The organism is Roseomonas sp. CECT 9278, assembly GCF_918698155.1.
Classification (GTDB): domain Bacteria; phylum Pseudomonadota; class Alphaproteobacteria; order Acetobacterales; family Acetobacteraceae; genus Neoroseomonas.
Window position 1 is genome coordinate 90,852 of record NZ_CAKKLX010000013.1, and the last position, 22,809, is coordinate 113,660.

Annotated in this window: 23 protein-coding genes; 15 read left to right on the plus strand and 8 right to left on the minus strand. The window is 71.3% G+C overall.

What is annotated here, in order from left to right; all coding sequences use genetic code 11:
• Positions 1-19: 19 nt before the first annotated feature.
• A complete protein-coding gene (locus tag LQ222_RS11120) occupies positions 20-1,423 on the minus strand; it encodes an L-lactate permease (protein WP_230166444.1) in 1,404 nt (467 codons plus the stop codon).
• Entirely contained in the window at positions 1,420-2,403 is a 984-nt protein-coding gene (locus LQ222_RS11125) for an MBL fold metallo-hydrolase (RefSeq protein ID WP_230166446.1), read from the minus strand. Before LQ222_RS11125 ends, LQ222_RS11120 begins: the two co-directional genes overlap by 4 nt.
• Between LQ222_RS11125 and LQ222_RS11130 the strand changes: the two genes are divergently transcribed.
• Positions 2,402-2,842, plus strand: coding sequence for a gamma-glutamylcyclotransferase family protein (locus LQ222_RS11130; protein ID WP_230166447.1), 441 nt, complete (start codon positions 2,402-2,404; stop codon positions 2,840-2,842). The two genes, LQ222_RS11125 and LQ222_RS11130, sit on opposite strands and share 2 nt — an antisense overlap.
• Here the strand turns inward: LQ222_RS11130 and LQ222_RS11135 are convergent.
• A complete protein-coding gene (locus LQ222_RS11135; RefSeq protein WP_230166448.1) occupies positions 2,814-3,680 on the minus strand; it encodes a DMT family transporter in 867 nt (288 codons plus the stop codon). The genes LQ222_RS11130 and LQ222_RS11135 overlap by 29 nt on opposite strands.
• A gap of 78 nt (positions 3,681-3,758) precedes the next feature.
• Between LQ222_RS11135 and LQ222_RS11140 the strand changes: the two genes are divergently transcribed.
• From LQ222_RS11140 to LQ222_RS11150, 3 genes are read left to right on the plus strand one after another with little or no spacing between them, the layout of a single operon-like run.
• Complete coding sequence (locus tag LQ222_RS11140) at positions 3,759-4,796, plus strand: ketopantoate reductase family protein (RefSeq protein ID WP_230166449.1); 1,038 nt, start codon at positions 3,759-3,761, stop codon at positions 4,794-4,796.
• Positions 4,793-5,554 carry an SDR family NAD(P)-dependent oxidoreductase gene (locus LQ222_RS11145; RefSeq protein ID WP_230166450.1) on the plus strand — a complete coding sequence of 254 codons (762 nt, stop codon included), beginning with the start codon at positions 4,793-4,795 and terminating at the stop codon, positions 5,552-5,554. Before LQ222_RS11140 ends, LQ222_RS11145 begins: the two co-directional genes overlap by 4 nt.
• A 60-nt stretch (positions 5,555-5,614) precedes the next feature.
• Positions 5,615-6,322: a tellurite resistance TerB family protein gene (locus tag LQ222_RS11150; protein WP_230166451.1), complete on the plus strand. Its 708-nt coding sequence runs from the start codon at positions 5,615-5,617 to the stop codon at positions 6,320-6,322.
• A 110-nt stretch (positions 6,323-6,432) separates the two neighbouring features.
• On the opposite strand, the gene LQ222_RS11155 is transcribed toward LQ222_RS11150, so the two are convergent.
• A complete protein-coding gene (locus tag LQ222_RS11155) occupies positions 6,433-7,575 on the minus strand; it encodes a M20/M25/M40 family metallo-hydrolase (protein ID WP_230166452.1) in 1,143 nt (380 codons plus the stop codon).
• A gap of 107 nt (positions 7,576-7,682) precedes the next feature.
• Between LQ222_RS11155 and LQ222_RS11160 the strand changes: the two genes are divergently transcribed.
• The 7 genes from LQ222_RS11160 (at position 7,683) to LQ222_RS11190 (ending at position 13,608) form a co-directional block, all read left to right on the plus strand.
• Positions 7,683-8,600 carry a TauD/TfdA family dioxygenase gene (locus LQ222_RS11160; protein WP_230166453.1) on the plus strand — a complete coding sequence of 306 codons (918 nt, stop codon included), beginning with the start codon at positions 7,683-7,685 and terminating at the stop codon, positions 8,598-8,600.
• Positions 8,600-9,334 carry an aspartate/glutamate racemase family protein gene (locus tag LQ222_RS11165; RefSeq protein WP_230166455.1) on the plus strand — a complete coding sequence of 245 codons (735 nt, stop codon included), beginning with the start codon at positions 8,600-8,602 and terminating at the stop codon, positions 9,332-9,334. Before LQ222_RS11160 ends, LQ222_RS11165 begins: the two co-directional genes overlap by 1 nt.
• 233 nt (positions 9,335-9,567) lie before the next feature.
• On the plus strand, positions 9,568-9,705 hold the full coding sequence (locus LQ222_RS11170; RefSeq protein ID WP_230166456.1) for a hypothetical protein: 138 nt from the start codon (positions 9,568-9,570) through the stop codon (positions 9,703-9,705).
• Between the two features lie 67 nt (positions 9,706-9,772).
• Complete coding sequence (locus tag LQ222_RS11175; RefSeq protein WP_230166457.1) at positions 9,773-10,618, plus strand: neutral zinc metallopeptidase; 846 nt, start codon at positions 9,773-9,775, stop codon at positions 10,616-10,618.
• A gap of 151 nt (positions 10,619-10,769) precedes the next feature.
• Positions 10,770-11,810 (plus strand): TRAP transporter substrate-binding protein, encoded by a 1,041-nt coding sequence (locus tag LQ222_RS11180; protein WP_230166458.1) that lies wholly within the window; start codon positions 10,770-10,772, stop codon positions 11,808-11,810.
• On the plus strand, positions 11,807-12,295 hold the full coding sequence (locus tag LQ222_RS11185; protein ID WP_230166459.1) for a TRAP transporter small permease: 489 nt from the start codon (positions 11,807-11,809) through the stop codon (positions 12,293-12,295). The genes LQ222_RS11180 and LQ222_RS11185 overlap by 4 nt, the downstream gene beginning before the upstream one ends.
• Positions 12,292-13,608 carry a TRAP transporter large permease gene (locus LQ222_RS11190; RefSeq protein WP_230166460.1) on the plus strand — a complete coding sequence of 439 codons (1,317 nt, stop codon included), beginning with the start codon at positions 12,292-12,294 and terminating at the stop codon, positions 13,606-13,608. Before LQ222_RS11185 ends, LQ222_RS11190 begins: the two co-directional genes overlap by 4 nt.
• Here the strand turns inward: LQ222_RS11190 and LQ222_RS11195 are convergent, their stop codons facing one another.
• Positions 13,609-14,544, minus strand: a complete 936-nt coding sequence (locus LQ222_RS11195) for a TAXI family TRAP transporter solute-binding subunit (protein WP_230166461.1) — start codon at positions 14,542-14,544, stop codon at positions 13,609-13,611.
• A 121-nt stretch (positions 14,545-14,665) separates the two neighbouring features.
• Complete coding sequence (locus LQ222_RS11200; RefSeq protein ID WP_230166462.1) at positions 14,666-16,429, minus strand: calcium-binding protein; 1,764 nt, start codon at positions 16,427-16,429, stop codon at positions 14,666-14,668.
• Positions 16,430-16,553: 124 nt separating this feature from the next.
• Here LQ222_RS11200 and LQ222_RS11205 point away from each other — a divergent pair, with 124 nt between their 5' ends.
• Together LQ222_RS11205 and LQ222_RS11210 are read left to right on the plus strand one after the other, a co-directional pair.
• The gene (locus tag LQ222_RS11205; RefSeq protein WP_230166463.1) at positions 16,554-18,005 is read left to right on the plus strand and encodes a M81 family metallopeptidase; all 1,452 of its coding nucleotides are present in this window, start codon (positions 16,554-16,556) and stop codon (positions 18,003-18,005) included.
• Positions 18,006-18,153: 148 nt separating this feature from the next.
• Positions 18,154-18,399 carry a DUF3297 family protein gene (locus LQ222_RS11210; RefSeq protein WP_230166465.1) on the plus strand — a complete coding sequence of 82 codons (246 nt, stop codon included), beginning with the start codon at positions 18,154-18,156 and terminating at the stop codon, positions 18,397-18,399.
• 109 nt (positions 18,400-18,508) lie between these two features.
• Here the strand turns inward: LQ222_RS11210 and LQ222_RS11215 are convergent, their stop codons facing one another.
• Both LQ222_RS11215 and LQ222_RS11220 read right to left on the minus strand, forming a co-directional pair.
• Positions 18,509-18,802, minus strand: a complete 294-nt coding sequence (locus LQ222_RS11215; protein ID WP_230166466.1) for a hypothetical protein — start codon at positions 18,800-18,802, stop codon at positions 18,509-18,511.
• 478 nt (positions 18,803-19,280) lie between these two features.
• Positions 19,281-20,474: an aminotransferase gene (locus LQ222_RS11220; protein ID WP_230166467.1), complete on the minus strand. Its 1,194-nt coding sequence runs from the start codon at positions 20,472-20,474 to the stop codon at positions 19,281-19,283.
• A 315-nt stretch (positions 20,475-20,789) separates the two neighbouring features.
• Between LQ222_RS11220 and LQ222_RS11225 the strand changes: the two genes are divergently transcribed.
• Entirely contained in the window at positions 20,790-21,128 is a 339-nt protein-coding gene (locus tag LQ222_RS11225) for a P-II family nitrogen regulator (protein WP_230166468.1), read from the plus strand.
• Between the two features lie 204 nt (positions 21,129-21,332).
• Positions 21,333-22,772, plus strand: coding sequence for a type I glutamate--ammonia ligase (glnA, locus tag LQ222_RS11230; RefSeq protein WP_230166469.1), 1,440 nt, complete (start codon positions 21,333-21,335; stop codon positions 22,770-22,772).
• Positions 22,773-22,809: the final 37 nt, after the last annotated feature.

Sequence of the window (22,809 nt, forward strand, 5' to 3'; positions counted from 1 at the left end):
CGGCGGCGCAAGCCCACGGTCAGCGCAGCAGCAGCATCGCCGCCCAGCCGATCGCCAGCACCGCGCCCAGCGATGGCAGCAGCAGCCGCCAGACCTGCGCCGGGCGGCTGCCATCCGCCAGCAACCCGCAGACCAGCGCGGTGACGCCGACCGACATCCCCGCCCCCGCCGCACCAGCGAAATTATGCACCGCAGGCGCGAGCAGCGGCGGCAGCCCGGCAGCGAGGCCGAGCGCCTGCTGCACCGGCATCAGCGCGGCGTTGGAGCCGACATTGCTGCCGGTCACCATCCCGGCCAGCAAGCCGAGCGGCGGCACGGCATAGGGCGCGGCCTCGCCCAATACCGCGGCCGCCGCCAGCGCCAGTGCGCCGGTCGCGCCGCTGCCGGCCATCCAGCGCGCCAGCAGCACGTACAGCAGCAGCACCAGCGCCGGACGCGCGGCACGATGGAGCGCGCCCGTCGCACGCCGGAGCGGCGCGTCGCTCAGCGCCAGCAGCCCGGCGGAGACCGCCAGCAGCACGATGGCGACATGCGTGACGGGAAAGGCCGGCAGCGCGGCATAGGGCTGCCAGGACGGCGGCGCCGGCACCGCCCGCGCGCCGAGCAGCGCGACCGTCAGCAGCGCATAGGGCGCCAGCGCATGCCCGGCGCGGCGCCACGCCGCGGCATCGCGCGGCGGATCGGCGCGCCACAGCGCGAACAGCAGCGGCACGCCGGCGGCGAGGATGCCCAGCACCTCGAAGGGCAGCAGCCAATGCCCGGCCACCAGGATGGTCGCCATCACCGCCAGCAGGGTCATCTGCGCCAGGCGCTCCTCGCCCGGCACGCGCACGCCGGCGGCTGCCGAGAGTCGCCAGCAGACCGGCCCCAGCGCCAGCAGCCAGGCCGCATTGGGCAGCGCGGTCAGGGCGGCGATGTCCTGCGCCGGCGCGCCCACCAGCACCGCACCCAGCGCCGTGCCGGGCCCGAGGCCGCCCCAGGGGATCAGGCACAGCGCGAGCAGCGCCAGCGCGGCCGCCGGCGCACCGTGGATGCCCATGCCGCGCAAGGCGGCCAGCGCGAACACGGCCCCGACGGCGAAGCCGGTCACGCTCTCCATGAACACGCCCATCAGCAGGGTCGCGGTGAAGATGGCGCGCGGGGTCGCGGCGGCCGGGCTGGCGGCGGCGTCGCGGCGCTCGACCGCGGCGTGGAACAGCAGGCCGCCCAGCACGACCCCGATCGGCTGCGCGGCCAGGAAGGCGCCGCGCAGGGCTTCCTCGGCCAGGAAGGGCAGCAGGCCGGTGGCGGCCGGCAGCGACACGAAGGCCGCCGGCAGCGTCGCCGCCAGCGCCACCAGCACGGCCACGAGCGGCCCTGCGCGGCCCGAGACCAGCAGCCCGAGCAGCAGCAGCAGCGGCGCCGCCTGCAGCAGCAGCGTCACGCGTCGAGCACGAAGGTCTTGCCGACCGCGCCGGGCACCACGACGGCCTCGCCATGCGCGCGTTCCAGCGCATTCAGCGCGCGCCAGCCGGTGCAATGCGACGGGAACATCCAGCGCAGCCCGAAGCCGCCCAGGTCGGCGACGGTCCGCGGGATGATGCGTTCATTCGTGCCCGACAAATGGAAGCCACCCATCGCCGCCAGCAGCGGCACATCGGGCATCAGGCGGCGTGCCTCGTGCAGCACGTTGACGATGCCGGTATGCGAGCAGGCGGAGAACACCACCAGGCCGCGGCCGCGCAGGTTCACGGCGACGAAGCGTTCGTCGTGCAGCCATTCGTCGGGCTGCCAGTCCGCATTGTCATGTGCGCGCGCGACCTGGCCGGGCAGGCCGGTCTCGTAGTCGGTGACGCGCGGGATCTCGCCGCTGACCAGGACATGGCCGGCGACCACAGCCGGTTCGCGCGAGACCTGCGGCAGTGCACCCATCGCCGCCCATTCGGCGGGTGCGGGCACGCGGTCCATCGGCAGCACGCCGCCATCGGGCTGGCGGGAGCCACGTTCGCGGAACATCCCCGGATGCAGGTGCAGCGGCACCTCGCGCCCGCCATTGCCGGCGCGGATCATCGCGATGGCCTTGGGCAGCCCGCCGGCATGGTCCCAATGGCCGTGCGAGAGCACCATCGCCTCGATCGCGCCGAAATCGACGCCGAGCCGCGTGCCGTTGCGCTCCACCGCGTAGTCCACCGGCCCGCCATCGAACAGCACGCAGCGGCGTTCGCCCGCGGCTTCCACGGTGATGACCAGCGACAGCCCGTGATTGGCGCAGCACAGCGACCCGCCGGCGACGCGCTTCATGCCCTTCTGCTGCAGGCGCACCCACTCCCGCGTCACGAAGGACGGCGTGGAGGACAGGCTGTCCGTGACGTTGTCGACAAGTGTCGTTATCTCGATCCGATCGACTGCCAGAGGTGCGAGCATGTCCGCGTTCCTTCCCCAACCCTACGCAGCCTATGGCAGCAACCTGTGGCACGACCAGATGCGCCGGCGCTGCCCGGCTGCGCGCGTGGCGGGACACGTGGTGCTGGAGGGCTGGCGCCTGGTGGTGCGCAAGTATGCGTTGATCGAACGCGACGACGCCGCGTCCTGCCCGATCGGGTTGTGGCAGGTGACGGCGGCGTGCCTAGAATCCCTGGACCGCTACGAGGGCCCGCGCACCTACACGCGCGTGCAGGTGCCGCTGCCCGATGGCGGGATGGCCTGGACCTACACCGAAATCCGCATCCGCCCCGGCCCGCCGGCGGCCGAATACGTGCAGCGCCTGCGCAGCGGCTATGCGGATTTCGGCTTCGACACGGCGGTGCTGGAATCCGCCATCGCGGAGTCGGGCTTCACCGGCGCCGCGCCTCCGCGACCGTGACGATCACGGCGCCGGTGAGGATCACGCCGGCGCCGAGCCAGGTCCAGCCATCTGGCACCTCGTGGAAGATCGCCCAGCCGAAGCCGGCCACCACGATCAGGCGCAGGTACTGGAAGGGCGCGATGGCCGAGGCCTCGCCATGGCGGTAGGCGCTGGTGATCAGCCAGATGATCCCGGGCGCGAATCCCGCGACGCAGGCCAGGATCAGCACATCCACCAGGCCCAGCGGCACCCAGGCCATCACCGCGAAGGGCGCCGACCCCGCCGTGGTCACCAGCCCGACCCAGGCCATGATGGTGGTGTTGCGGTCCTGCTGCGCCAGCACGCGCGAGGACAGCGTGATGCCGCACCAGGTGATCGCCGCGGCCAGCGCCAGCCCCACCCCCAGCATCGACACCGTGGTGCCCGGGCGCAGCATGACCGCCACGCCGATGAAGCCCGCGATGGTGCCCGCCCAGCGCCAGCGATCCACCCGTTCGCCCAGCACGGGTCCGGCCAGCAGCGTGGTGAACATCACGTTGGTGAAGGACAGGACGGTGGCGGTGGCGAGGTCGAGCGGCCCGAAGGACGCGTAGTAGAACCCCCAGGTCAGCAGCGAGGACGACCCGCGCAGCACATGCAGCCCCGGCCGCCGCGTGCGGAACACCGCGAGGCCCGTCGCCGCGATGATCGGCGCGACCCACATCAATTGCCCGAGCGATCGCGCCAGGACCTGCACCTCGACCGGGATACCGCGCGCGGTCATCAGGCGGATCGCCAGCGCCTCGGCGGCGAACAGGATGGCCGCCACCGCCATCAGCGCGCCGCCACGCAGATTGCCCGAGAGACCCTGGAACATTGACGGCGGCTGCCTCCGGCGTAGCGTCAGGCACTTAGCGGCGGCGCGCGCGCCGCGTCCAGGCGGGAAGGGTGGGGCATGGCGACGGAAGCGGTGGATCGCGGGCCGATCCTGGTCTGGGGTGCAGGGGCGATCGGCGGCACGATCGGCGCGGCGCTGGTGCGCGCCCGCCACGCCGTGGTCTTCGTGGATATCGAGGCCGACCACGTCGCCGCCATCGCCGACCCCGCGCGCGGGCTGTCCATCGAAGGCCCGGTCGACCCGCACCGCATCGTGGCACCCGCCGTCACGCCGGACGCAGTGAAGGGTGTGTATCGCCGCATCTTCCTGTGCGTGAAGGCGCACCACACGGAGGCCGCCTGTCGCGCGCTGCTGCCGCACCTCGCCCCCGATGGCTACGTGCTGTCTCTGCAGAACGGGCTGTGCGAGACCATCATCGCGCCCATCATCGGCGCCGAGCGCACGGTCGGCTGCTTCGTGAATTTCTCCGCCGACTGGCACGGGCCGGGCAGCATCATGTATGGCGGCCGCGGCGCGCTGGTGCTGGGCGAACTGGATGGTGCCACCACGCCGCGGCTGATGGCGCTGCACAGCTTGCTGCGCGATGTGTTCGAACCCAACGCGATCATCACGCCGAACATCTGGGGCTATCTGTGGGGCAAGCTCGGCTACGGGGCGATGCTGTTCGCGCAGGCGCTGGGGGAGAAGGGCATCGCCGATTGCCTGGCGCGCCCCGAATTGCTGCCGCTGTGGCGCGCGCTGGGCGGCGAGGCCATCGCCGTGGCGCGGGCGGAGGGTGTCACGCCGCTCGGCTTCAACGGCTTCGATCCGGCGGCGTTTTCGCCCGGCGCGACGCAGGCGCAGGCGGCGGCTTCCGTCGCCGCCATGGTCGACTTCAACCGCCCCAACGCCAAGACGCATTCGGGCGTGTGGCGTGACCTCTGGGTACGAAAGCGCCGCACCGAAGTGGATGTGCAGATCGCCCCCATCGCCACCATCGGCGCGACGCATGGCCTGCCCTGCCCGGCCATCCGCGCGCTGGTGGCCATGACGCATGACTGCGAAGCGGGCACGCGCCCGATGTCGGATGCCAACCTCACGGAGTTGCTGCCATGACGGAATTCGATTTCGGCGGGACGGTGGTGGCCGTGACCGGCGCGGGCCATGGCTTCGGGCGTGCCATCGCGCGGTCGTTCGCAGCCCTCGGCGCGCAGGTCTTTGCCTGCGATCTCTCGGCCGCGGAGCTGGAGGAAACCGCCGACCATCCCGGCGCCATCCACACCAGTGCCTTCGACCTGACGGCGCCCGGTGCGGCGCGCGCCTGGATCGCCGATGTCGAGAAGCACGCGGAAGCGCCGGTCGGCGTGCTGGCCTCGAATGCAGGCGGCGTGCGCGGCCAGGTGATGCGCCCGGTCGAGGATGTGCCGGAAAGCGACTGGCACGACGTGGTGAACATCAACCTGCATGCGCATTTCCATCTGGCGCAGGCGGTCGCACCCGGCATGAAGCGCGCGGGGTTCGGGCGCATCGTGACCATCAGCAGCGGTGCCGGGCTGCAACCCAGCCGGACCGGCATCCAGGCCTATACCAGCGCCAAGCACGGGCTGATCGGGCTGACGCGGCAGCTCGCGCACGAGCTCGGCCCGCATGGCATCACCGCGAATTCCGTCGCGCCGGGGCTGATCCTGTCGAACCCGTCGTCGATCAAGCAGTGGGAGGCCTATGGCACCGAGGGCCAGGCGCGGGTGATGTCCTCCATCGCGCTGCGGCGCCTGGGAGAGGCGCAGGACATCGCGAACGCCGTGATGTTCCTCGCCTCGCCGATGGCGAACTACATCAACGGGCAGGTGTTGAGCGTGGACGGCGGGAAGTAGCCCGCCGGCCCCGGGCGCGCGGGGGTTGAACCGCAGGCGTGCCGGGCCGACCTGAGGCGGATGGACCCGAAAGCCCTTCTCGATCGTTTCCTCGGCCCCAATGCAGCCGCCGGCGCGGGCGACCTGGCGCAACGCGCGCGCGGTGCGCTTGGCGGCAATGCCGGCTCGCTGATGGGCGGCGCCGCGGCGGGCGGGCTGCTCGCGCTGCTGCTGGGCAACAAGAAGGTGCGCAAGGTCGCCGGCGGCGTGGTCGGCTATGGCGGCGCGGCCGCGCTCGGCGCGCTGGCCTATCGTGCCTGGCAGGGCTGGCAGCAGGGCACACCGCCCGCCGCAGCGCCCGTGCCATCGCAGCCGCTCGCGCTGCCGCCGCCGGAATTCCAGGCGACGTCGCCCGATTTCCAGCTTGCGCTGGTGCGCGCCATGGCCGGTGCGGCGATGGCCGATGGCCATGTCGATGCCACCGAGCGCGAGGCGATCTTCGCGCAGGTAGAACGGCTCGGCCTCGATGCCGAGGCCAAGGGCTTCGTCTTCGAGACGCTGCAGCGCCCGCCCTCCTTCGAGGACATCGCCGCTGGCGCCGCCACGCAGGAACAGGCGGCGGAACTGTACCTGGCCGCGCGCCTTGCCATCGATCCCGACCAGGCGGCGGAACGCGCCTGGCTCGACGCGCTGGCGCATCGGCTGCGGCTGCCGCCGGGGCTGGCCGCGCATCTCGACGGCCAGGTCAGCGCGGTGCTGGCGCCGGAATCCCCCGCGCCGGCGCGCTGAGCGTCACGACAACGTCGCGCGGCAACGCGCGCCCAGGTCGTCGCGCGGCAACGCGCGCCCAGGTCGTCGCGCAGCAACGCGCGCGCAGGACCACGCGCGGCACTTCGCGCTCACGCCAGCGACGTCAGCAGCCCAGCCATCAGCCGCGCGCGGGGCACCAGGCTGTCGACCAGCACGTGTTCCTCGAGTGTGTGCGCGAGCGCGCCCTGCACGCCCAGGCCATCCAGCGTGGCGACGCCCATCGCGCCGGTGAAATTGCCATCGGACCCGCCGCCGCTGCTCTGGTGCGGGATGTCGAAGCCGATCAGCTGGGCGATGTTGCGCGCGTGTTCGTACAGCGCCATGCCCTTCGCATCGGGTTCCCAGACCGGGCGCGTCACGCCGCGCGTCACCTCCAGCGTCACGTCGTTGGCGCCCGACCGCAGGGCGAGCATGCGCTGCACGCCGGCGTCCAGGTCCTCCTGGCGCTTGGCCATGGACAGCGACTCCGCCTCGCAGGTCGTGCTGACGCAATTCACCCACTGCCCGCCATGGATGACACCGACCGAGAAGGTGCAGTCGTCGGTCGTCATGTCCTCGATCGCCACGATCTGCCGGGCCATTTCGCGGATGGCGGAACGCCCTTCGGCGAGGCGCGCGCCGGCATGGGAAGGCCGCCCGGTGGTCTTGAGGTTGAAGCGCGCGATGGCGTAGCGCCCGGTCACCACGCCGCCATCCGGGCGCGCGGGTTCGGGCACCAGCACGAACTTGCTGCGCGCGGCCTCGGCCTCGATGATGTCGCGGGTGGACGGGCTGCCGATCTCCTCGTCGGAGGTCAGCAGGAAGGTGACCGGCAGGCTGGTCGCCATGCCGGCGGCCAGGATCAGGCGCATCGCCTCGACGCTGATGACCGCCCCACCCTTCATGTCGAGGATGCCCGGGCCATAGCACCTGTTGCCCTCGCGCCGGATCGGCAGCTTCGCCAGCGTGCCGACCGGATGCACGGTATCGAGGTGCGCCATCACGCAGATGCCCGGCGCGGCATCGCCCGCGGGGTGCGGGAAGCGCGCGCGCACGCAGTCGCCCAGGCCCATGCGCCCCGGGATGCGGTCGATCCGCGCGCCGAGCAGCGCCAGGTCCCGCGCCGCGACATCCATCATGCGGTTCACTGCGGCGGCATCGAAGGTCGGGCTCTCGCAGGCCGCCCAGCGCGTCAGGCGCGCCAGGATCTCATCCGCGTCGAAGGGCAGCGCGGTGGCGGGGAATTCGGTCATCGAGGCGTCGCTCCGCAGTGTTGCACGGCAGGGTCCACCGGCCCGGCGCGCGCCGCAAGGGCACCCCGCTTTCGCGCCGGCGCGCGCCGCGTGCTACAGCAGCGCGCATGAGCGCCACCACCCGCCCCCGACCGCGGCCCGTACCGCAGACCGGCCCCGCCGTCTGGGCCGCGTCCGACCTGACCGCCGCCGACTGGATGGTCCCGGTCGGCACCGAGGAAGCGGCCGAGCTGGAAGCCGCGCTGACCGCCGCGCAGGCTGCCGCACCCGTGCCGCCGCTGGCGCGGCTGGCGCCGATCCTGGCGGGCGTGACCGCGCGGCTCGATACCGGGCGGGGCTTCTGCCTGTTGCGCGGCCTGCCCTTCGACCGCCACGGCGCGACGGCGGCGGAGGCGGCGCTGCTGGCGCTGGGCGAGCATCTCGGCCGGCCGCTCGGCGGCCAGGGCGCGGCGGTGACGCGCCTGACCGGGCCGCCGGACGAACCGCTCGCCGGGTCGGGCCCGCCGCGCTTCCATATCGAGGCCTGCGACGCCATCGCGCTGCTGTGCCTGGCGAACGGGCCGGAAGCACCGGCGCATGTGCTGGTCTCGGCCGGCGCCGTGCACAATGAGGTGATGCGCCGCGACCGCGCCGCCCTGGCCGAGCTGTACGAACCCGCGCCCCTGCTGGAGGATGGCGAGCCCGCCGAACGCGCGGTCTTCACCATGACCGGCGGCGCCTTCGCCGCGCGCTATACCCGCACCGCCGTGGAGGCCGCCGCCGCGCTGCCGCAGCCCGGCGCGCCGCCGCTGCCGGCGGGGTTGATCCCGGCGCTCGACCTGCTCGACGCCGTCTGCGCCGAGCCCGCGCTGATGCTGAAGCTGGAACCGCGCCCGGGCGACCTGCTGCTGTTCAACCCGCATCTGGTATGGAAGCGCCGCACGCTGGCCGAGGCCGCGGCCGGCGCGCCCGATGCGCCGCAGGAATTCCGGCGGCTGCGCGTGACGATGGAACATTCCCGCCGCACCGTCGCGGAGCCCGGCTGATGCGCCTGCTGGTCGCCAACGCCAATACCACCGAGGCGATAACCCAGGCCTGCGCCGCCGCCGCGCGCGCCGCAGCGGCGCCGGGCACCGAGGTCATCCCCGCCACGCCGCGATTCGGGCCAGCGGTGATCTCCTCGCGCGCCGAGAATGTGATCGCCGGGCATGCGTTGCTGGAACTGCTCGCGGAACACGCCGGCCGCGTCGATGCGGTGCTGCTGGCGGTCAGCCACGACACCGCGCTGGAAGCGGCGCGGCAGATGATGCCCTGCCCGGTGGTCGGGATGACCGAGGCCGCCTGCCTGGTCGGCTGCCTGGTCGGCGGGCGCTTCGGCATCCTCACCTTCGGCGCGCTCGACACCTATCGCGAACTGGTGGAACGCCATGGGTTGGCCGGCCGCATGGCGGGGCTGGTGAGCGTGCCGGCCACGCCGCCCGAGGCGATCGCCGACCCCGAGGGGGTTGGGCGCAAGGTACTGGCCGGGATCGGCGAGCTGGCGGCGATGGGGGCGGATTCGGTGGTGCTCGCGGGTGCGGCGCTGGCCGGCTACGACCGCCGCCTGCAGGCGCAGGCGCCGGTGGCGCTGCTCGATGGCATGGCCTGCGGCGTGCGCCTGGCGGAGTTGCTGGTGGCGCTGCAGCTTCCCAAGCCGTGCAGCGGATCCTACGCGGCCTGCGCCGGGCGCGAGAGCCTTGGGCTGCAACCCGCGCTGTCGGCATTGCTGCGCGGGGCCTGAGCGGAGGCGTCCGTGCGGTGCTCGTGAATGTCGGTGCGCGGCGGGTGGTCGCGAGCATGCTGCCGCGTGGGGGTGCCGGGCGCCGCGTGTTCCGCGCCGCCTTCTGACGCGGTCCGTTCGCCCGGGCGGATGCCGCGCTGGACTTCGTCTGGATCGATGGCGAGCACGCGCTGGCGCGGTGCGCCGGGGGGGGGAGCTTCGCGCCGATCGTTGCGAAGGTGCGCCCGGGCGGCATGATCGCGCTCGACACCGATGCGCCGGGCCAGTGGTGGACTACGCCAGTGGCGCGCGCGGCGCACAAGCTGCTCGCAACTTTGTCCCTGCTCATCCATTTCTGTGCCGACGGGCAGGTGGCGCTGCGCGGGCGGTGATGCGGGCGGCAGTGCCCGCGCGTCGTCGCCGGTGGCCGCGTGCCGGACAGATGGAGGCACGGACGGGATGCGGCTGGGTGGACGCGAAAGCGGCAATGTCGAGGACCGGCGCGGCAGCCGCGTGGGCGGGCGCGGGATCGCCATCGGCGGGGGCTTCGGCGGCATCGCGATCCTGCTGATCGCCCTGCTCTTCGGCATCGACCCCAACGAGCTGCTGCAAGGCACCCAGGCACCCCCGCCCCAGGCACAGCAGCGCCAGATGACGGCGCAGGACGATGCCGGGCGCCGCTTCGTGGCGCAGGTCCTGGGCGAAACGGAGGAGGTGTGGCGCGCCGAATTCGCCCGCCGTGGCGCCCGCTACGAGGAACCGACGCTGGTGCTGTTCTCGGGTGCGACGCAATCCGGCTGCGGCTTCGCGCAGGCGCAGGTCGGCCCGTTCTACTGCCCGGCCGACCGGCGCATCTACATCGACCTCGATTTCATGGCCGACCTTCAGCGCCGGCTGCGGGCCGGGGGCGACTTCGCCGCCGCCTACATCATCGCGCATGAGGTCGGCCACCATGTGCAGAACCTGACCGGCGTGCTCGGGCGCGTGGAGCAGGCCCGTCGCAGCCAGGGCGAGGCGGCCGGGAATGCGGTGTCGGTGCGCGTCGAACTGCAGGCGGATTGCCTGGCCGGGGTCTGGGCACGGCGTGCCCATGAAGCGCGCAACATCCTGGAGACCGGTGATGTGGAGGAAGGGATCAACGCCGCCGCGGCCGTCGGCGATGATCGCCTGCAGCGGGCCGGCCGGGGACATGTGGCGCCGGAGAGCTTCACCCACGGCACCTCGGCGCAGCGCGTCGGCTGGTTCCGGCGGGGGCTCGAGAGCGGGCGCATGGAAGCCTGCGACACCTTCGCCGACGCGCGCTGAGGGCGCGCAGCGCCACCTGCCCGCCGGGCCAAGGTCATGGCGGCGCGTCCCGCGTGGCGTGGCGCACAGCGCCTGGAACGCCGCTTGCACTAACCGGCGCGACGTGTGGGAATGCCGGCCCGTTGCAGGGCGCGGCAGGGAAGGGTTCGCGATGATCGATCGGCGTAGGGTTCTGGGCATGGCGGCGGCCGGCGTGGCGCTGCCGGCATTGGTGCGCGCACAGGGCGCGCCGCAATTCACCTTCCGGCTGCATTCCTTCTCGTCGCCCACCGCGCTCGACCACACCATGCACCTCGATCGCTGGGCGGAGCGGATCGGCGCGGCCTCCGGCGGGCGCATCAAGGTCGAGGTCTATCCGGCCATGCAGCTCGGCGGGCAGCCGCGCGACCTGGTGCAGCAGCTGGAAGACGGCGTGGTGGACATGATCTGGACCGTGCCGGGCTTCACCCCCGGGCGGTTCATGGGCGTCGAGGGGCTGGAGCTGCCCTTCATGAACACCGGCCTGTCGGTCAGCGAAAGCCCGGCGGCCTTCAACTTCGTGCAGAAGCACCTGGCCGACAACGAGTTCCGCGGCATCAAGATCATCGCGATCAATGCGACCGACCGCGCGCTGGTGCACACCACGCGCAAGCCGATCCGCACGCTGGAGGACTGGCGCGGCCTGCGCATCCGTGTGGCCGGGCGCTGGATCGGCGAGGCGGTGACCGCGCTCGGCGGCACGCCGGTCGGCATCGCCCTGCCCGGCGTGTACGAGGCCCTGGCGCGCGGCCAGGTGGACGGGATGATGATCAACTGGGCGATCACCCAGCCCTTCCGCTTCTACGAGGTGGCGAAGTTCCACTCCCAGCCGCGCGGCGGCATCTTCCAGGGCATGATCCTGACGCTGATGAACCAGCGGTCCTACAACCGCCTGCCGGCCGACCTGAAGGCGGTGATCGATGCCGATTCCGGCGCGCCGCTCTCGGCCCGCCTGGGCGAGATCTGGGACAGCCAGACCCAGCCGGCGATCGCCGCGACGCGGGCTTCCGCCGGCAACGAGATCATCGACATCCCCGATGCCGAGAAGGCACGCTGGCGCACCGCCGTGCAGCCTGTGTACGACGCCTGGATCGCCGAGATGAACCGGCGCGGGCGCAATGGCCGCGCGATGTTCGAGGACATCCAGGCGATCGCGGCCTCCGCGCGGTCGTGACGCGCCTGCGTGCGGTGCTGACCGCGCTCGCGCAGGCGGGCGCGCTGGTGGGCGGGGCGTTGCTGCTGGTGGCGGTCGGCGTGACCTGCGCATCCGTTCTGCGCGGCGCCTTCGGCCGGCCGATCCTGGGCGATTCCGAGATCGTGGAGATGTCCCTCGGCGTGGCGGTCGCGCTGTACCTGCCCTGGGCGGAAATGCGCGGCAGCCACGTGATCGTGGATGTCTTCACCGCGCGCCTGCCTGCGCGCGGCATCGCCTGGCTGGATGCGGCGATGCGCGCCTGCGTGGCGCTGGTCGCGACCGTGCTGGCGGTGAAGATCACCGACGGCGCCTTCGCGCAATGGGACCGGGAACGCGCGACGATGTTTCTCGAGTTGCCGTACTGGTGGGGCTATGCGGGGGCGGCGGTCGGGCTTGCATTGTGGACCGTGACGGCAGCCTTCGTCGCGGTGGAACGGTTCCAGGACGCGCGGCGCCCCGCATGACCGGCTTCGAGATCGGGCTTTCGATGTTCGCGGGCGTGCTGGTGCTGATCGCGCTGCGCATGCCGGTCGGTGTGGCGATGCTGCTGGTGGGCGGGCTGGGCTATGCTGCCATCACGGGCTGGACGCCGCTGCTGGCCACGTTGCGGTCCATGTCGTTCAGCAAGTTCTCCTCCTACACGCTGTCGGTCATTCCGCTGTTCCTGCTGATGGGGGATTTCGCCACCAAGGGCGGGCTGAACCGCGCGTTGTTCGCGGCCGCGCGGGCCTGGCTGGGGCATCGGCGGGGCGGGCTGGGGCTGGCGACCATCGGCGGCTGCGCGGCCTTCGGCGCCATCTGCGGGTCGTCGCTCGCGACCGCCGCGACCATGAGCCAGGTGGCGCTGCCCGAGATGCGCCGGCATGGCTATTCGCCGGCGCTGGCGACCGGCACGCTGGCGGCGGGCGGGACGCTCGGCATCCTGATCCCGCCCTCGGTCATCCTGGTGATCTACGCGATCTATACCGAGCAGAGCATCGGCGTGATGTTCATCGCCGCGGTCATCCCCGGCGTGCTGGCGACGCTGTGCTACATGGCGGTGGTCAATATCTACGCGCGCGTGGTGCCGGGTGCGGCGCCGCCGGCCGAGCGCATTCCGTGGCGCGCGCGGCTGCGCCCGACGCTGGAGGTCTGGCCGGTCATCCTGGTCTTCGTGCTGGTCGTGACCGGCATGTATGCGGGCTGGTTCAGCGCGACCGAGGGCGCCGCGGTAGGCGCGGCGGCGACCGGCGTACTGGCCGTGACGCTGGGGGGCATGCGCTGGCAGGGGCTGAAGGAGAGCCTGCTGTCCACCGCCGAGACCACCGGGCTGATCTTCATCATGCTGCTGGGCGCGGAGCTATTCTCCGCCGCGCTGGCGCTGTCGCGCGTGCCGGCGGAATTGTCGTCGGTGATCGCAGGGCTGGATGTGCCGCCGTTGGCGATCCTGTTCGCCATCCTGCTGATCTACTTCATCCTCGGCTGCTTCATGGAAAGCATGGCGATGGTGCTGCTGACGCTGCCCATCTTCATTCCGCTGATGCTGGCGCTGGATTTCGGGCTGACCCCGCAGCAGGTGCTGGTCTGGTTCGGCATCCTGGTGCTGGTGAGCGTCGAGGTGGGGATGATCTCCCCGCCGTTTGGGCTGAACCTGTTCGTCATCAACGCCATGGCGAAGGACGTGCCGATGGGCCAGACCTATCGCGGCGTGATGGGCTTCGTGGCGTCGGATGTCGTGCGCATCATCCTGCTCGTGTTGGCTCCGGTGCTGTCGCTGTGGCTGCCGGGGCTGTGGTGACTATCCCGCCCGCACGGTGATGCCGCGCTCGGCATAGTAGCGCGCGGCACCCGGATGGAAGGGCAGCACGCTGTTGGCCAGCGCGTTCTGGGCGCGGGTGCCGGCGGCGCTGGGGTGGATCTCGGCGCGCGGATCGGTGGCTGACAGCGCGGCGCGCGTGACGCGATACGCGGCCTCGTCCGACAGACCGGCATTCCCCACCACGAAATTCCACGCGGCGAAGGACAGGATCGGGGTCGACTGTCCGGCATAGGTGCCGGGCGGCAGCGTCGTGTCGGCAAGGTAGGGCAGCCGCGCGCGCACGGCGGCCACGACCGGCGCTTCGAGCCCGAACACCACCACATCCGCCTGCTGCTGCGCCGCCACCAGGGACGGGATCGGCACGATCGCCCCCTGCCACAGCGCGTCCATCCCGCCGGTGACCAGCAGGCGCGTCATCTCCGCCGGATCGCCCGAGACGATCGTCGCCTCCATCCCCGCCGCGGCGAGGGCGGCACGCAGGAAGGTCTCGGCCGGGCCGCGCGCCGGGCCTGCGCCGACGCGCTTGCCCGCCAGGTCGGCGAAGCGCGCGATGCCCGAGGCGCGCAACACGCCCACCTGGAAGGATGTCTCGTACATCGGGAACAAGGCGCGCACGCGCCCATGCACGCGCCCGCCGGCAGCCGGCGTGCCGGCCACCGCATCCGCCGCCGAACCCAGGAAGGCGGTGCCGAGCGCGCCGGCGTCATCCTCGACCTTCGCGAGGTTTTCGAGCGACCCGGCGCTGCGTTCGACCGTGACGGCCACGCCCTGCTTGCCCAGGAAGGCGGCGAGCCCTTCGCCATAGGGCAGGAAGGCGCTGCCCGCGCCGGCGGTGAACAGCCGTAGTGGCGCCTGCGCGGCGGCAGGCAGCGCGGCAAGCGCGATCGGCACGGCAAGCAGGGGGCGTCGGCGCATCGTGTCATTCCCGTCCAACGGCGCCATCCTGGCACGCGCGCGGTTGCCCGCGCGCCCTGTTTCTCGACCCCGGGCCATCGGCGTGACGCGCGACGGTCAGCGCATCGCTGCCGCGCGCCGCCTATCCGCCCAGGCCGAGGCCGAGGACGAAATCCCCCGCCGCCAGCGTATAGGCGCCGCGCAGCATGATCGTGAAATCGGCGATCGCGTCGCCGTTCACGTCGCCCTGCACCAGCGTGGTGGACGTGCCGCGCGTGCTGCGCAGTTCGCCGGCCGCACCGCTGAAGGCGGCGGCACCGATGAACGCGAAGCCCTGGTTGCCGCCCACCCCGGTATTGGCATCGATCGCGCCGAGGTCGATGCGTTCGTCCAGCGGCTGGCTGAAATCCATGATCCAGTCGCGCGTCGCGCTGGTCACGCCGGTGTCCGATGCCAGGCCGAAGACGAAGCGGTCGACGCCCGACCCGCCGAACAGCAGGTCCTGCCCGGCGCCGCCCGTCAGCGTGTCGTTGCCGCCGTCGCCCAGCATGCGGTCATTGCCCGCCAGGCCCAGGATGCGGTCGTCGCCACTGAGGCCGCGCAGCGCATTGGCCTGCAGGCTGCCGGTGATGCTGTCGGCCAGGCCGCTGCCCCAGGCCCCCTCGAATTCCGCGAAGACATCGCCTTCGGCATGGCCTGCCGCGGCGTCGCCGGTCGACAGGTTCACGGTCACGCCAAGGGTGCTCGTGGCATAGGACAGGATGTCCCGCGCGCCCTCGCCGCCGAACAGCAGGTCGGCGCCCGCGCCGCCCTCCACCAGGTCGTCGCCAGACCCGGCCGCGATGTCGTCGGCGCCGTCGCCGCCCAGCAGCGTGTCGCGCCCCTCCGCGCCATCGACCAGGTCGTCATTGGCGCCGCCATCCAGCCGGTCGTCGCCCTCCGCGCCCAGCAGGATGTCGATGCCGATATTGCCCAGCAGCGTGTCGGCACCGGTCTCGCCGGCCAGGGTGTCGTTGCCGGTGCCGCCATCGACCTGGTCGTCGCCGGCGGCGCCGACCACCAGGTCGTTGCCCCCGCCGGCATCGATGCGCTCGCCCAGTTCGCCGCCGAAGGCGGTGTCGTTGCCGAGGTCGAGCAGGATCCTGCCGCCGGATCGCCCGGCCTGGCCGTCAAAGATGTCGTTGCCGGCGCCAAGCCGGATCTCGCCGCCGTCGATGTCGCCGCGATTGACGACGGTGTCGTTGCCGCCGCCCGTGCTCAATGCCTCGTCGGTGCTGTCGGGGAAGGAGAAGTCGTTGTTGCTGATGATCCGGCCATCATTGACGACGAACGCATCGCCCGCGACTTCAAGGCGCACGCCGAAACCGCCACCCCCGAGGATGGTCCCGCTGTTGAGCAGCGTGCAGCCCGCCGTTGATTCGATCGCCACCGCGCCCTGCGCACCCGTGCTGGCGGCGGCGGCGGCGAGCACGCCCGAATTGACGATGACCACCGGTGCCATCGCGTTGTTCACATCAACGGCCAGCAGCGTGCCGGAGATCGTACCCGCATTGACCAGGCTGAGCGCGCCGCCAAGCGTGTACACACCGCGAAGCCCGCCATCGATGAAGCCAGCATTGGTCACTGCCAGGGGGCCTGCGAAGGAGACGATGCCGGACCCCGGCGCGGTGATCGTTCCGGCAAGGCCGACGACAACTTCGACATTGCCGCTGCCGTCGTGGTCTATCGCACTCCCGTCGCCGCCATAGACGCCGCCATCGACGACGATCCGGGAAAAATCGCGCGCATCGACCGCCGGGCTGCCATCGGTCAGGGCCGTCACGGTGCCGGTCCGTGTGACCACCAGCTGGTTGCCCTGCTGTACGATGCGCGCGCCCGAATTGGTTGCGATCACGGTCGTCGCCATGGGCTTTTCCCTCCCGTTTATATTTTCGAGATCGCAACATTCTAGGGCGGATCGTGGGCCGCTGCACCCGCAATATCGGCCGCTGGGCTCGCCGGACCCTGGCAAGGGCGCTACGCATGCGGCCATGCCGCACATCGCCGTCGCCCGCCTCTGGTTCGAAGGCAATTCCTTCACCCCGGTGCCCACGCCCCGCAGCGCCTTCGAATCGCGCGAATGGGGCAGCGGGCCGGCGCATCTCGCGCGCTACGCCGGCACCGCGACCGAACTGGGCGCGGTGGGCGCCTTCCTGGCGGCGCGGCCCGGCTGGCAGGCGACGGTGCTGCCCTGCATCGCCGCCCAGCCCGGCGGGCCGATGGCCGACGACGCGCTGCGCGCCTGGCGGACCGAGGTCGAGGCCGCGCTCAAGGCGCAGCGCTTCGATGGCGTGTATCTTTCCCTGCATGGCGCCTGCGTCAGCGAAAGCGACCCGGAGGCCGACGCCACCACCATCGCGCGCATCCGCAGCATCGTCGGGCGCGACGTGCCGATCACCGCGTCCTTCGACTTCCACGCCAACATGGCGCCAGAGATCGCCGGGGAACTCGACGGCGCCTCGGCCTATCGCACCTACCCGCATATCGACATGGATGCCGCGGCGATGCGTGCCCTGGCGCTGCTGGAGCGCGCCTTGTCCGGCGCCCCGCGCGCGCAGGGCCACATCGCGAAGCGTCCGATGGTCCTGCACAGCTTCCACATGCGCCACGAGGCCGGGCCGATGGCCGAAGTCTGGGCCGAGGCGGCGGCGGCGGAACGCGCGCCGGTCCTCGATGCCAGCATCTTCGGCGGCTTCGCCTGGGGTGACAGCCCCTATGCCGGGCCCGCGGCGATGGTCTGGGCGGAGGATGCCGGCGCGGCGCGGGACCTGGCGGAACGCCTGGCGGATGCCATCGCGTCACGCCGCGCGCGCTTCGGCGTGACCCTGCCCGGCCCCGCCACCGCGCTGCGCCAGGCACTGGCCGCCCCGCCCGGCCTGGTGGCGCTGCTGGACCCGGCCGACAACCCGCTGTCGGGCGGCATCGCCGATACGCCCGAGATGCTGCGCGTGCTGGTTGCGGCGCAACTCGACGTACCCGCCGTCTTCGCCTTCCTGCACGACCCCGCCAGCGTGGCGGCGGCGCAGGAGGCCGGGCTGGGCGCCACGCTGACACGCCACCTCGGTGCCACCATCACCGAGGCCTTCGGCCGCCCCGTCATCACCGATGTGGTGGTCGAGCGCCTGACTGACGGGCGCTTCGTCAATGAGGGGCCGATGGAGCGCGGCGCGCCGGTCGACCTCGGCCCGACCTGCGTGCTGCGCGCGGGCAGCCTGCGCATCATCTGCACCACGCTGAAGGAATCGGCGGTGGACCCGGCCTTCTTCGCGCTGCATGGCATCGACCTGGCGGCCACGCGGCTGCTGGCGAACAAGGGCAAGAATCATTTCCGCGCGGCGTTCAGGGATCGCTGCGTGGCGATCGTGGAATGCGACGCACCGGGGCCGGCGGCGCTCGACCTGGCGGCGCTGCCCTTCCGGCACGTGCCGGCCGATTGGCGCTGACCGCCGGGCGCGCGGCGGCCGGACCCGCAGCCCGCGGCGCGCCGCGCGTTTGGTGGCGAAACGGGCGGCGGCCCCGGCTTCCGCCCATTGGCATCGGCGGCGCGCTGGCGTAGCGCTGCGCCATCTTCCCAGCCAGAGGCGTCAGCCCATGTCCGACACCCTCCCCGACCGCCTGTCGACCGACCCCGCGAGCCCGTTCTTCAATGAGGAACTGCTGGGCCGCGGCGTCGGCATCCGCTTCCGCGGGCAGGAGAAGACGAATGTCGAGGAATACTGCGTCTCGGAAGGCTGGGTGCGGGTCAGCATGGGCAAGGCGGTGGACCGCCGGGGCAAGCCGCTGACCCTGAAGCTGACCGGCACGGTCGAACCCTATCTGCGTGCGCCCGCCGGCTGACCGCCGGCGCAGGCCGGAGGGGCCGGATACCCCCCTGCATCCGGCCCCTCGGTGGTCACAGGGGCATGGTGCTACCGCCGGTCGCCGCCCCATCGGCAACCGGATGGGCTCACATGTCCTGTGACTTGTAGATGCTGAACCCGCCGAGCAGGGTGGTGAGCGCCCCGCAGGCGACCAGATAGAGGCTGATGGTCTGGCCTTCCGCCGGCGGCATGCCGCCGGGCAGATGGAACATCGTCGCGGTATTGCCGTAGGCGATCCAGGCGCCGGTGACGATGGCGCCGAGGCCGATCAGCATGGCGATGATGCCCAGCGCGACGGCGAGTCGCCCATCGAGCGACCAGTTGGAGTCGCCATAGACGTCCCGGACGCGCTGGCGATCGACGATTCCCGTATCCGACATTTTGTGGACCCCCGTTGCAATCTGTGACGGGAAGGAAACCACGAGGTTGTAACGTTTGCAATGTATTAATAAATCTTATTTTTAGGACATTCCCTGCGATTGGATCGATATTGTAGGCAAACCAGCGTCAGAACCACCATATCTGGGGTGCCGTCGAATTCATGGTGATTCCCGCTTTTTGAAACGCACGGGATGGCGGTCGCGTGCCCGTCGCCACACTCGGCGCGCGCCGCGCCGCCGCCGCCATGCGCATGGCGCGAGCCCCCGCCGCCGCTCCGCCACCGCAGCGCGACGGCCTGGCGCCGGTTCACGCGGACATGCTTCGGGACGGGGCGGCGCTGGCGGCACCATCCGTCGGGGCGGGGTTCGCCCGCGGGGCAAGGCCCACCAGCCTGGCTGGCGCGGGCTGGAGGACCCGCGCCACGGCGAGGCGAACGCCCACCTCAGCCGCCGGCGCGCAGCGCGCCAGGCCGCCGGCCTATCCGTTCGCTGCGCGCGTCCCGGCCACGCGCGCGGCCAGCCACGCCTCGATCCGCCCCAGCGCCGCGTCCAGCAGCGCATCGCCCTTGCAGAAGGCGAAGCGCGCGTAGTGGTTGGGCGCATCCTCCGACGCATAGAAGGCCGTGACCGGGATGGCGGTCACCTTGGCTTCCTCGGTCAGCGTGCGGCAGAACGACACGTCGTCGCCGTTCCAGCCGAGCGGGCGGACGTCGGTGGTGATGAAGTAGGTGCCCTGGGTCGGCAGCACGCCGAAGCCGAGCCGCGCCAGGCCATCCGCCAGCCGGTCGCGCTTCTGCTGGAGATGCGAGGACAGCCCCTCGAAATACGCATCATCCTTCACCAGCCCGACCGCGACGCCGCGCTGCAGGTTGGGCGGCGTGGTGAAGGTCAGGTTCTGGTGCGCCTTCGCCACATTGGGCGCGATCGACCGGTCGCAGGTCACGTAGCCGACCTTCCAGCCGGTCAGGCTGAAGGTCTTGCCGGCGGAGCCCACGCGCATGCAGCGCTGCCGCATGCCCGGCAGCGTCATCAGCGGGATGTGCTTCCAGCCGTCGAAGGTCAGGTGTTCGTACACCTCGTCGCAGATCGCGTAGCAATCGTGGCGCTGGATCAGTTCGGCGATGAACGCCAGTTCCGCACTGGTGAAGACCTTGCCGGTCGGGTTCATCGGCGTGTTGAACAGGATCGCCTTGGTCTTCGGCCCGAAGGCGGCAGCCAGTTCGGCGCGCGGCAATTCCCACTTCGGCGGAGACAGGCGGACCATCCGGGGGATCGCGCCAAGCAGCTTCACCACCGGCAGGTAGGTGTCATACAGCGGTTCGATCAGCACGCATTCGTCGCCGGGGTTCAGCACGGCCATCAGGCAGGCGGTGATCGCCTCGGTCGCGCCGGAGGTCACGATCACCTCGGCATTCGGGTCGGCCTCGATGCCGTAGAAGCGGCGGTTGTGGGCGGCCACCGCCTCGCGCAGCTCGGGCACGCCGGTCATGGGCGGGTATTGGTTGCGGCCGTCCATCAGCGCCTCGGCGGCCGCGCGCACGACGTCGGGCGGGCCGTCGTAGTCCGGGAAGCCCTGGCCCAGGTTGATCGCCTGGTGCTGGTTCGCCAGCGCCGACATGACCGTGAAGATCGTGGTGCCGGTGGCGGAGAGGAGAGCGTTCTGCGGCTGCATGGGCCGGCCTGGTATCCTGCGGAAGGGGTGGCGGGCGTTATGGGGCCGCTGCCGCGGGCCGGCAACCGGCGGCGCGGCGCCGCCCATTTTCTGTGCACGTCGCCCATGAAATCGGCGAGCCCTGCCCCCGGACGACGATTTTCCCCGCCCCCCTCCGATTGCTGGCCCGGCACGGCGCGTGCAATACCGCCCGGGCGGCATGGGCGCGCAGCCTTGGTCGCGGACTGGATCACACGGGCAACAACGGACCGGACACGCAACCGGGAGGAAAGGGCCGCCGCGCCGCGAGGTGCCGTGGCCGTTGGACAGGAGCCGATGAAGAAGATCGAGGCCATCATCAAGCCCTTCAAGCTCGACGAGGTGAAGGACGCGCTGCACGAGATCGGCCTGCAGGGCCTGACCGTGATCGAGGCCAAGGGATTCGGCCGCCAGAAGGGGCACACGGAGCTGTACCGCGGCGCCGAATACGTCGTGGACTTCCTGCCCAAGGTGAAGATCGAGGTGATCTGCGGCGACGAGATGCTCGACCGCGCGGTCGAGGCCATCCAGGCCGCGGCGCGCACCGGGCGCATCGGCGACGGCAAGATTTTTGTCAGCGACGTGTCGGAGGTCATCCGCATCCGCACCGGCGAGCGCGGCGAGGACGCCGTCTAGCCGCGACGGTTTCGCCGCCCCCTCATTCGGCGGGGGGTGGCGCACCAGGCCTGGACGCGGCGCTGCGACAGCGCCCGCCGGGCCGACACAGGCGGGACGGGGCATTGCCCTGCTTCGTCAGCCGAGCCGCCCCGCGGGACACCGAAGCTGCGGGGCGCGAATCAGTTTCGGGGTTTTCGCAGTCAGGGAACAGGACCGCACATCATGGCCAAGAAGCCCGCCGCCGCCGGTGGCAGCTCCGCCGTCTCCAAGGTGCTGGAGATGATCAAGGAGCACAGCGTCGAATACGTCGACCTCCGCTTCACCGACCCGCGCGGCAAGTGGCAGCACACCGCCCAGCATGTCAGCACCGTGACCGAGGACGTCTTCACCGACGGCTTCATGTTCGACGGCTCGTCGATCGCCGGCTGGAAGGCGATCAACGAGAGCGACATGATCCTGATGCCGGACCCGACCACGGCCTGCATGGACCCGTTCTCGGCCAAGCCGCAGCTGATCCTGATCTGCGACATCTTCGAACCCTCGACCGGCCAGCTCTATGCGCGTGACCCGCGCGGCACGGCGAAGAAGGCCGAGGCCTTCGTGGCGGCGTCGGGCGTGGGCGACACCGTCTACATCGGCGCCGAGGCCGAGTTCTTCATCTTCGACAGCGTGAAGTTCGGCACCGGCGGCAACTACGGCATCTACCAGCTCGACAGCGTCGAGGGCCCGGGTTCGTCCCTGAAGGATTATCCGGAAGGCAATATGGGCCACCGCCCGGTGGTGAAGGGCGGCTACTTCCCGGTCCCGCCGGTCGATGGCGACAGCGACCTGCGCGCCGAGATGCTGTCCACCATGGGCGAGATGGGCCTGCCCATCGAGAAGCACCACCACGAGGTGGCGCAGTCCCAGCACGAACTGGGCACGCGCTTCAACAACCTGGTGGCGATGGCCGACCAGATGCAGATCTACAAGTACTGCGTGCACAACGTGGCGCACAGCTACGGCAAGACCGCGACCTTCATGCCGAAGCCGATCTATGGCGACAACGGCTCGGGCATGCACACGCACATCTCGATCTGGAAGGCAGGCAAGCCGCTGTTCGCCGGCAATGGCTATGCCGACCTGTCGGAGACCTGCCTGTACGCGATCGGCGGCATCATCAAGCACGCCAAGGCGATCAACGCCTTCACCAACCCGTCGACCAATTCCTACAAGCGCCTGATCCCGGGCTTCGAGGCGCCGGTGCTGCTGGCCTACTCCGCGCGCAACCGCTCGGCGTCCTGCCGCATCCCCTACACCACCAACCCGAAGGCCAAGCGCGTCGAGGTGCGGTTCCCCGACCCGACCGCCAACCCGTATCTGGCCTATGCCGCGATCACGATGGCGGCGCTGGACGGCATCAAGAACAAGATCCACCCCGGCGACCCGATGGACAAGGACCTCTACGACCTGCCGCCGGAGGAGCTGAAGGACATCCCGACGGTGTGCGGTTCGCTGCGCGAGGCTCTCGAGTCCCTCGCCGCCGACCACGACTTCCTGCTGGCCGGCGATGTGTTCAGCAAGGAGCAGATCGAGAGCTACATCGAACTGAAGTGGACCGAGGTGTATCGCTTCGAGCACACCCCGCACCCGGTCGAGTTCGAGATGTACTACTCCGCCTGATCCACGCCGAATCGGTCGACACGAAAGGCCCCGCCGG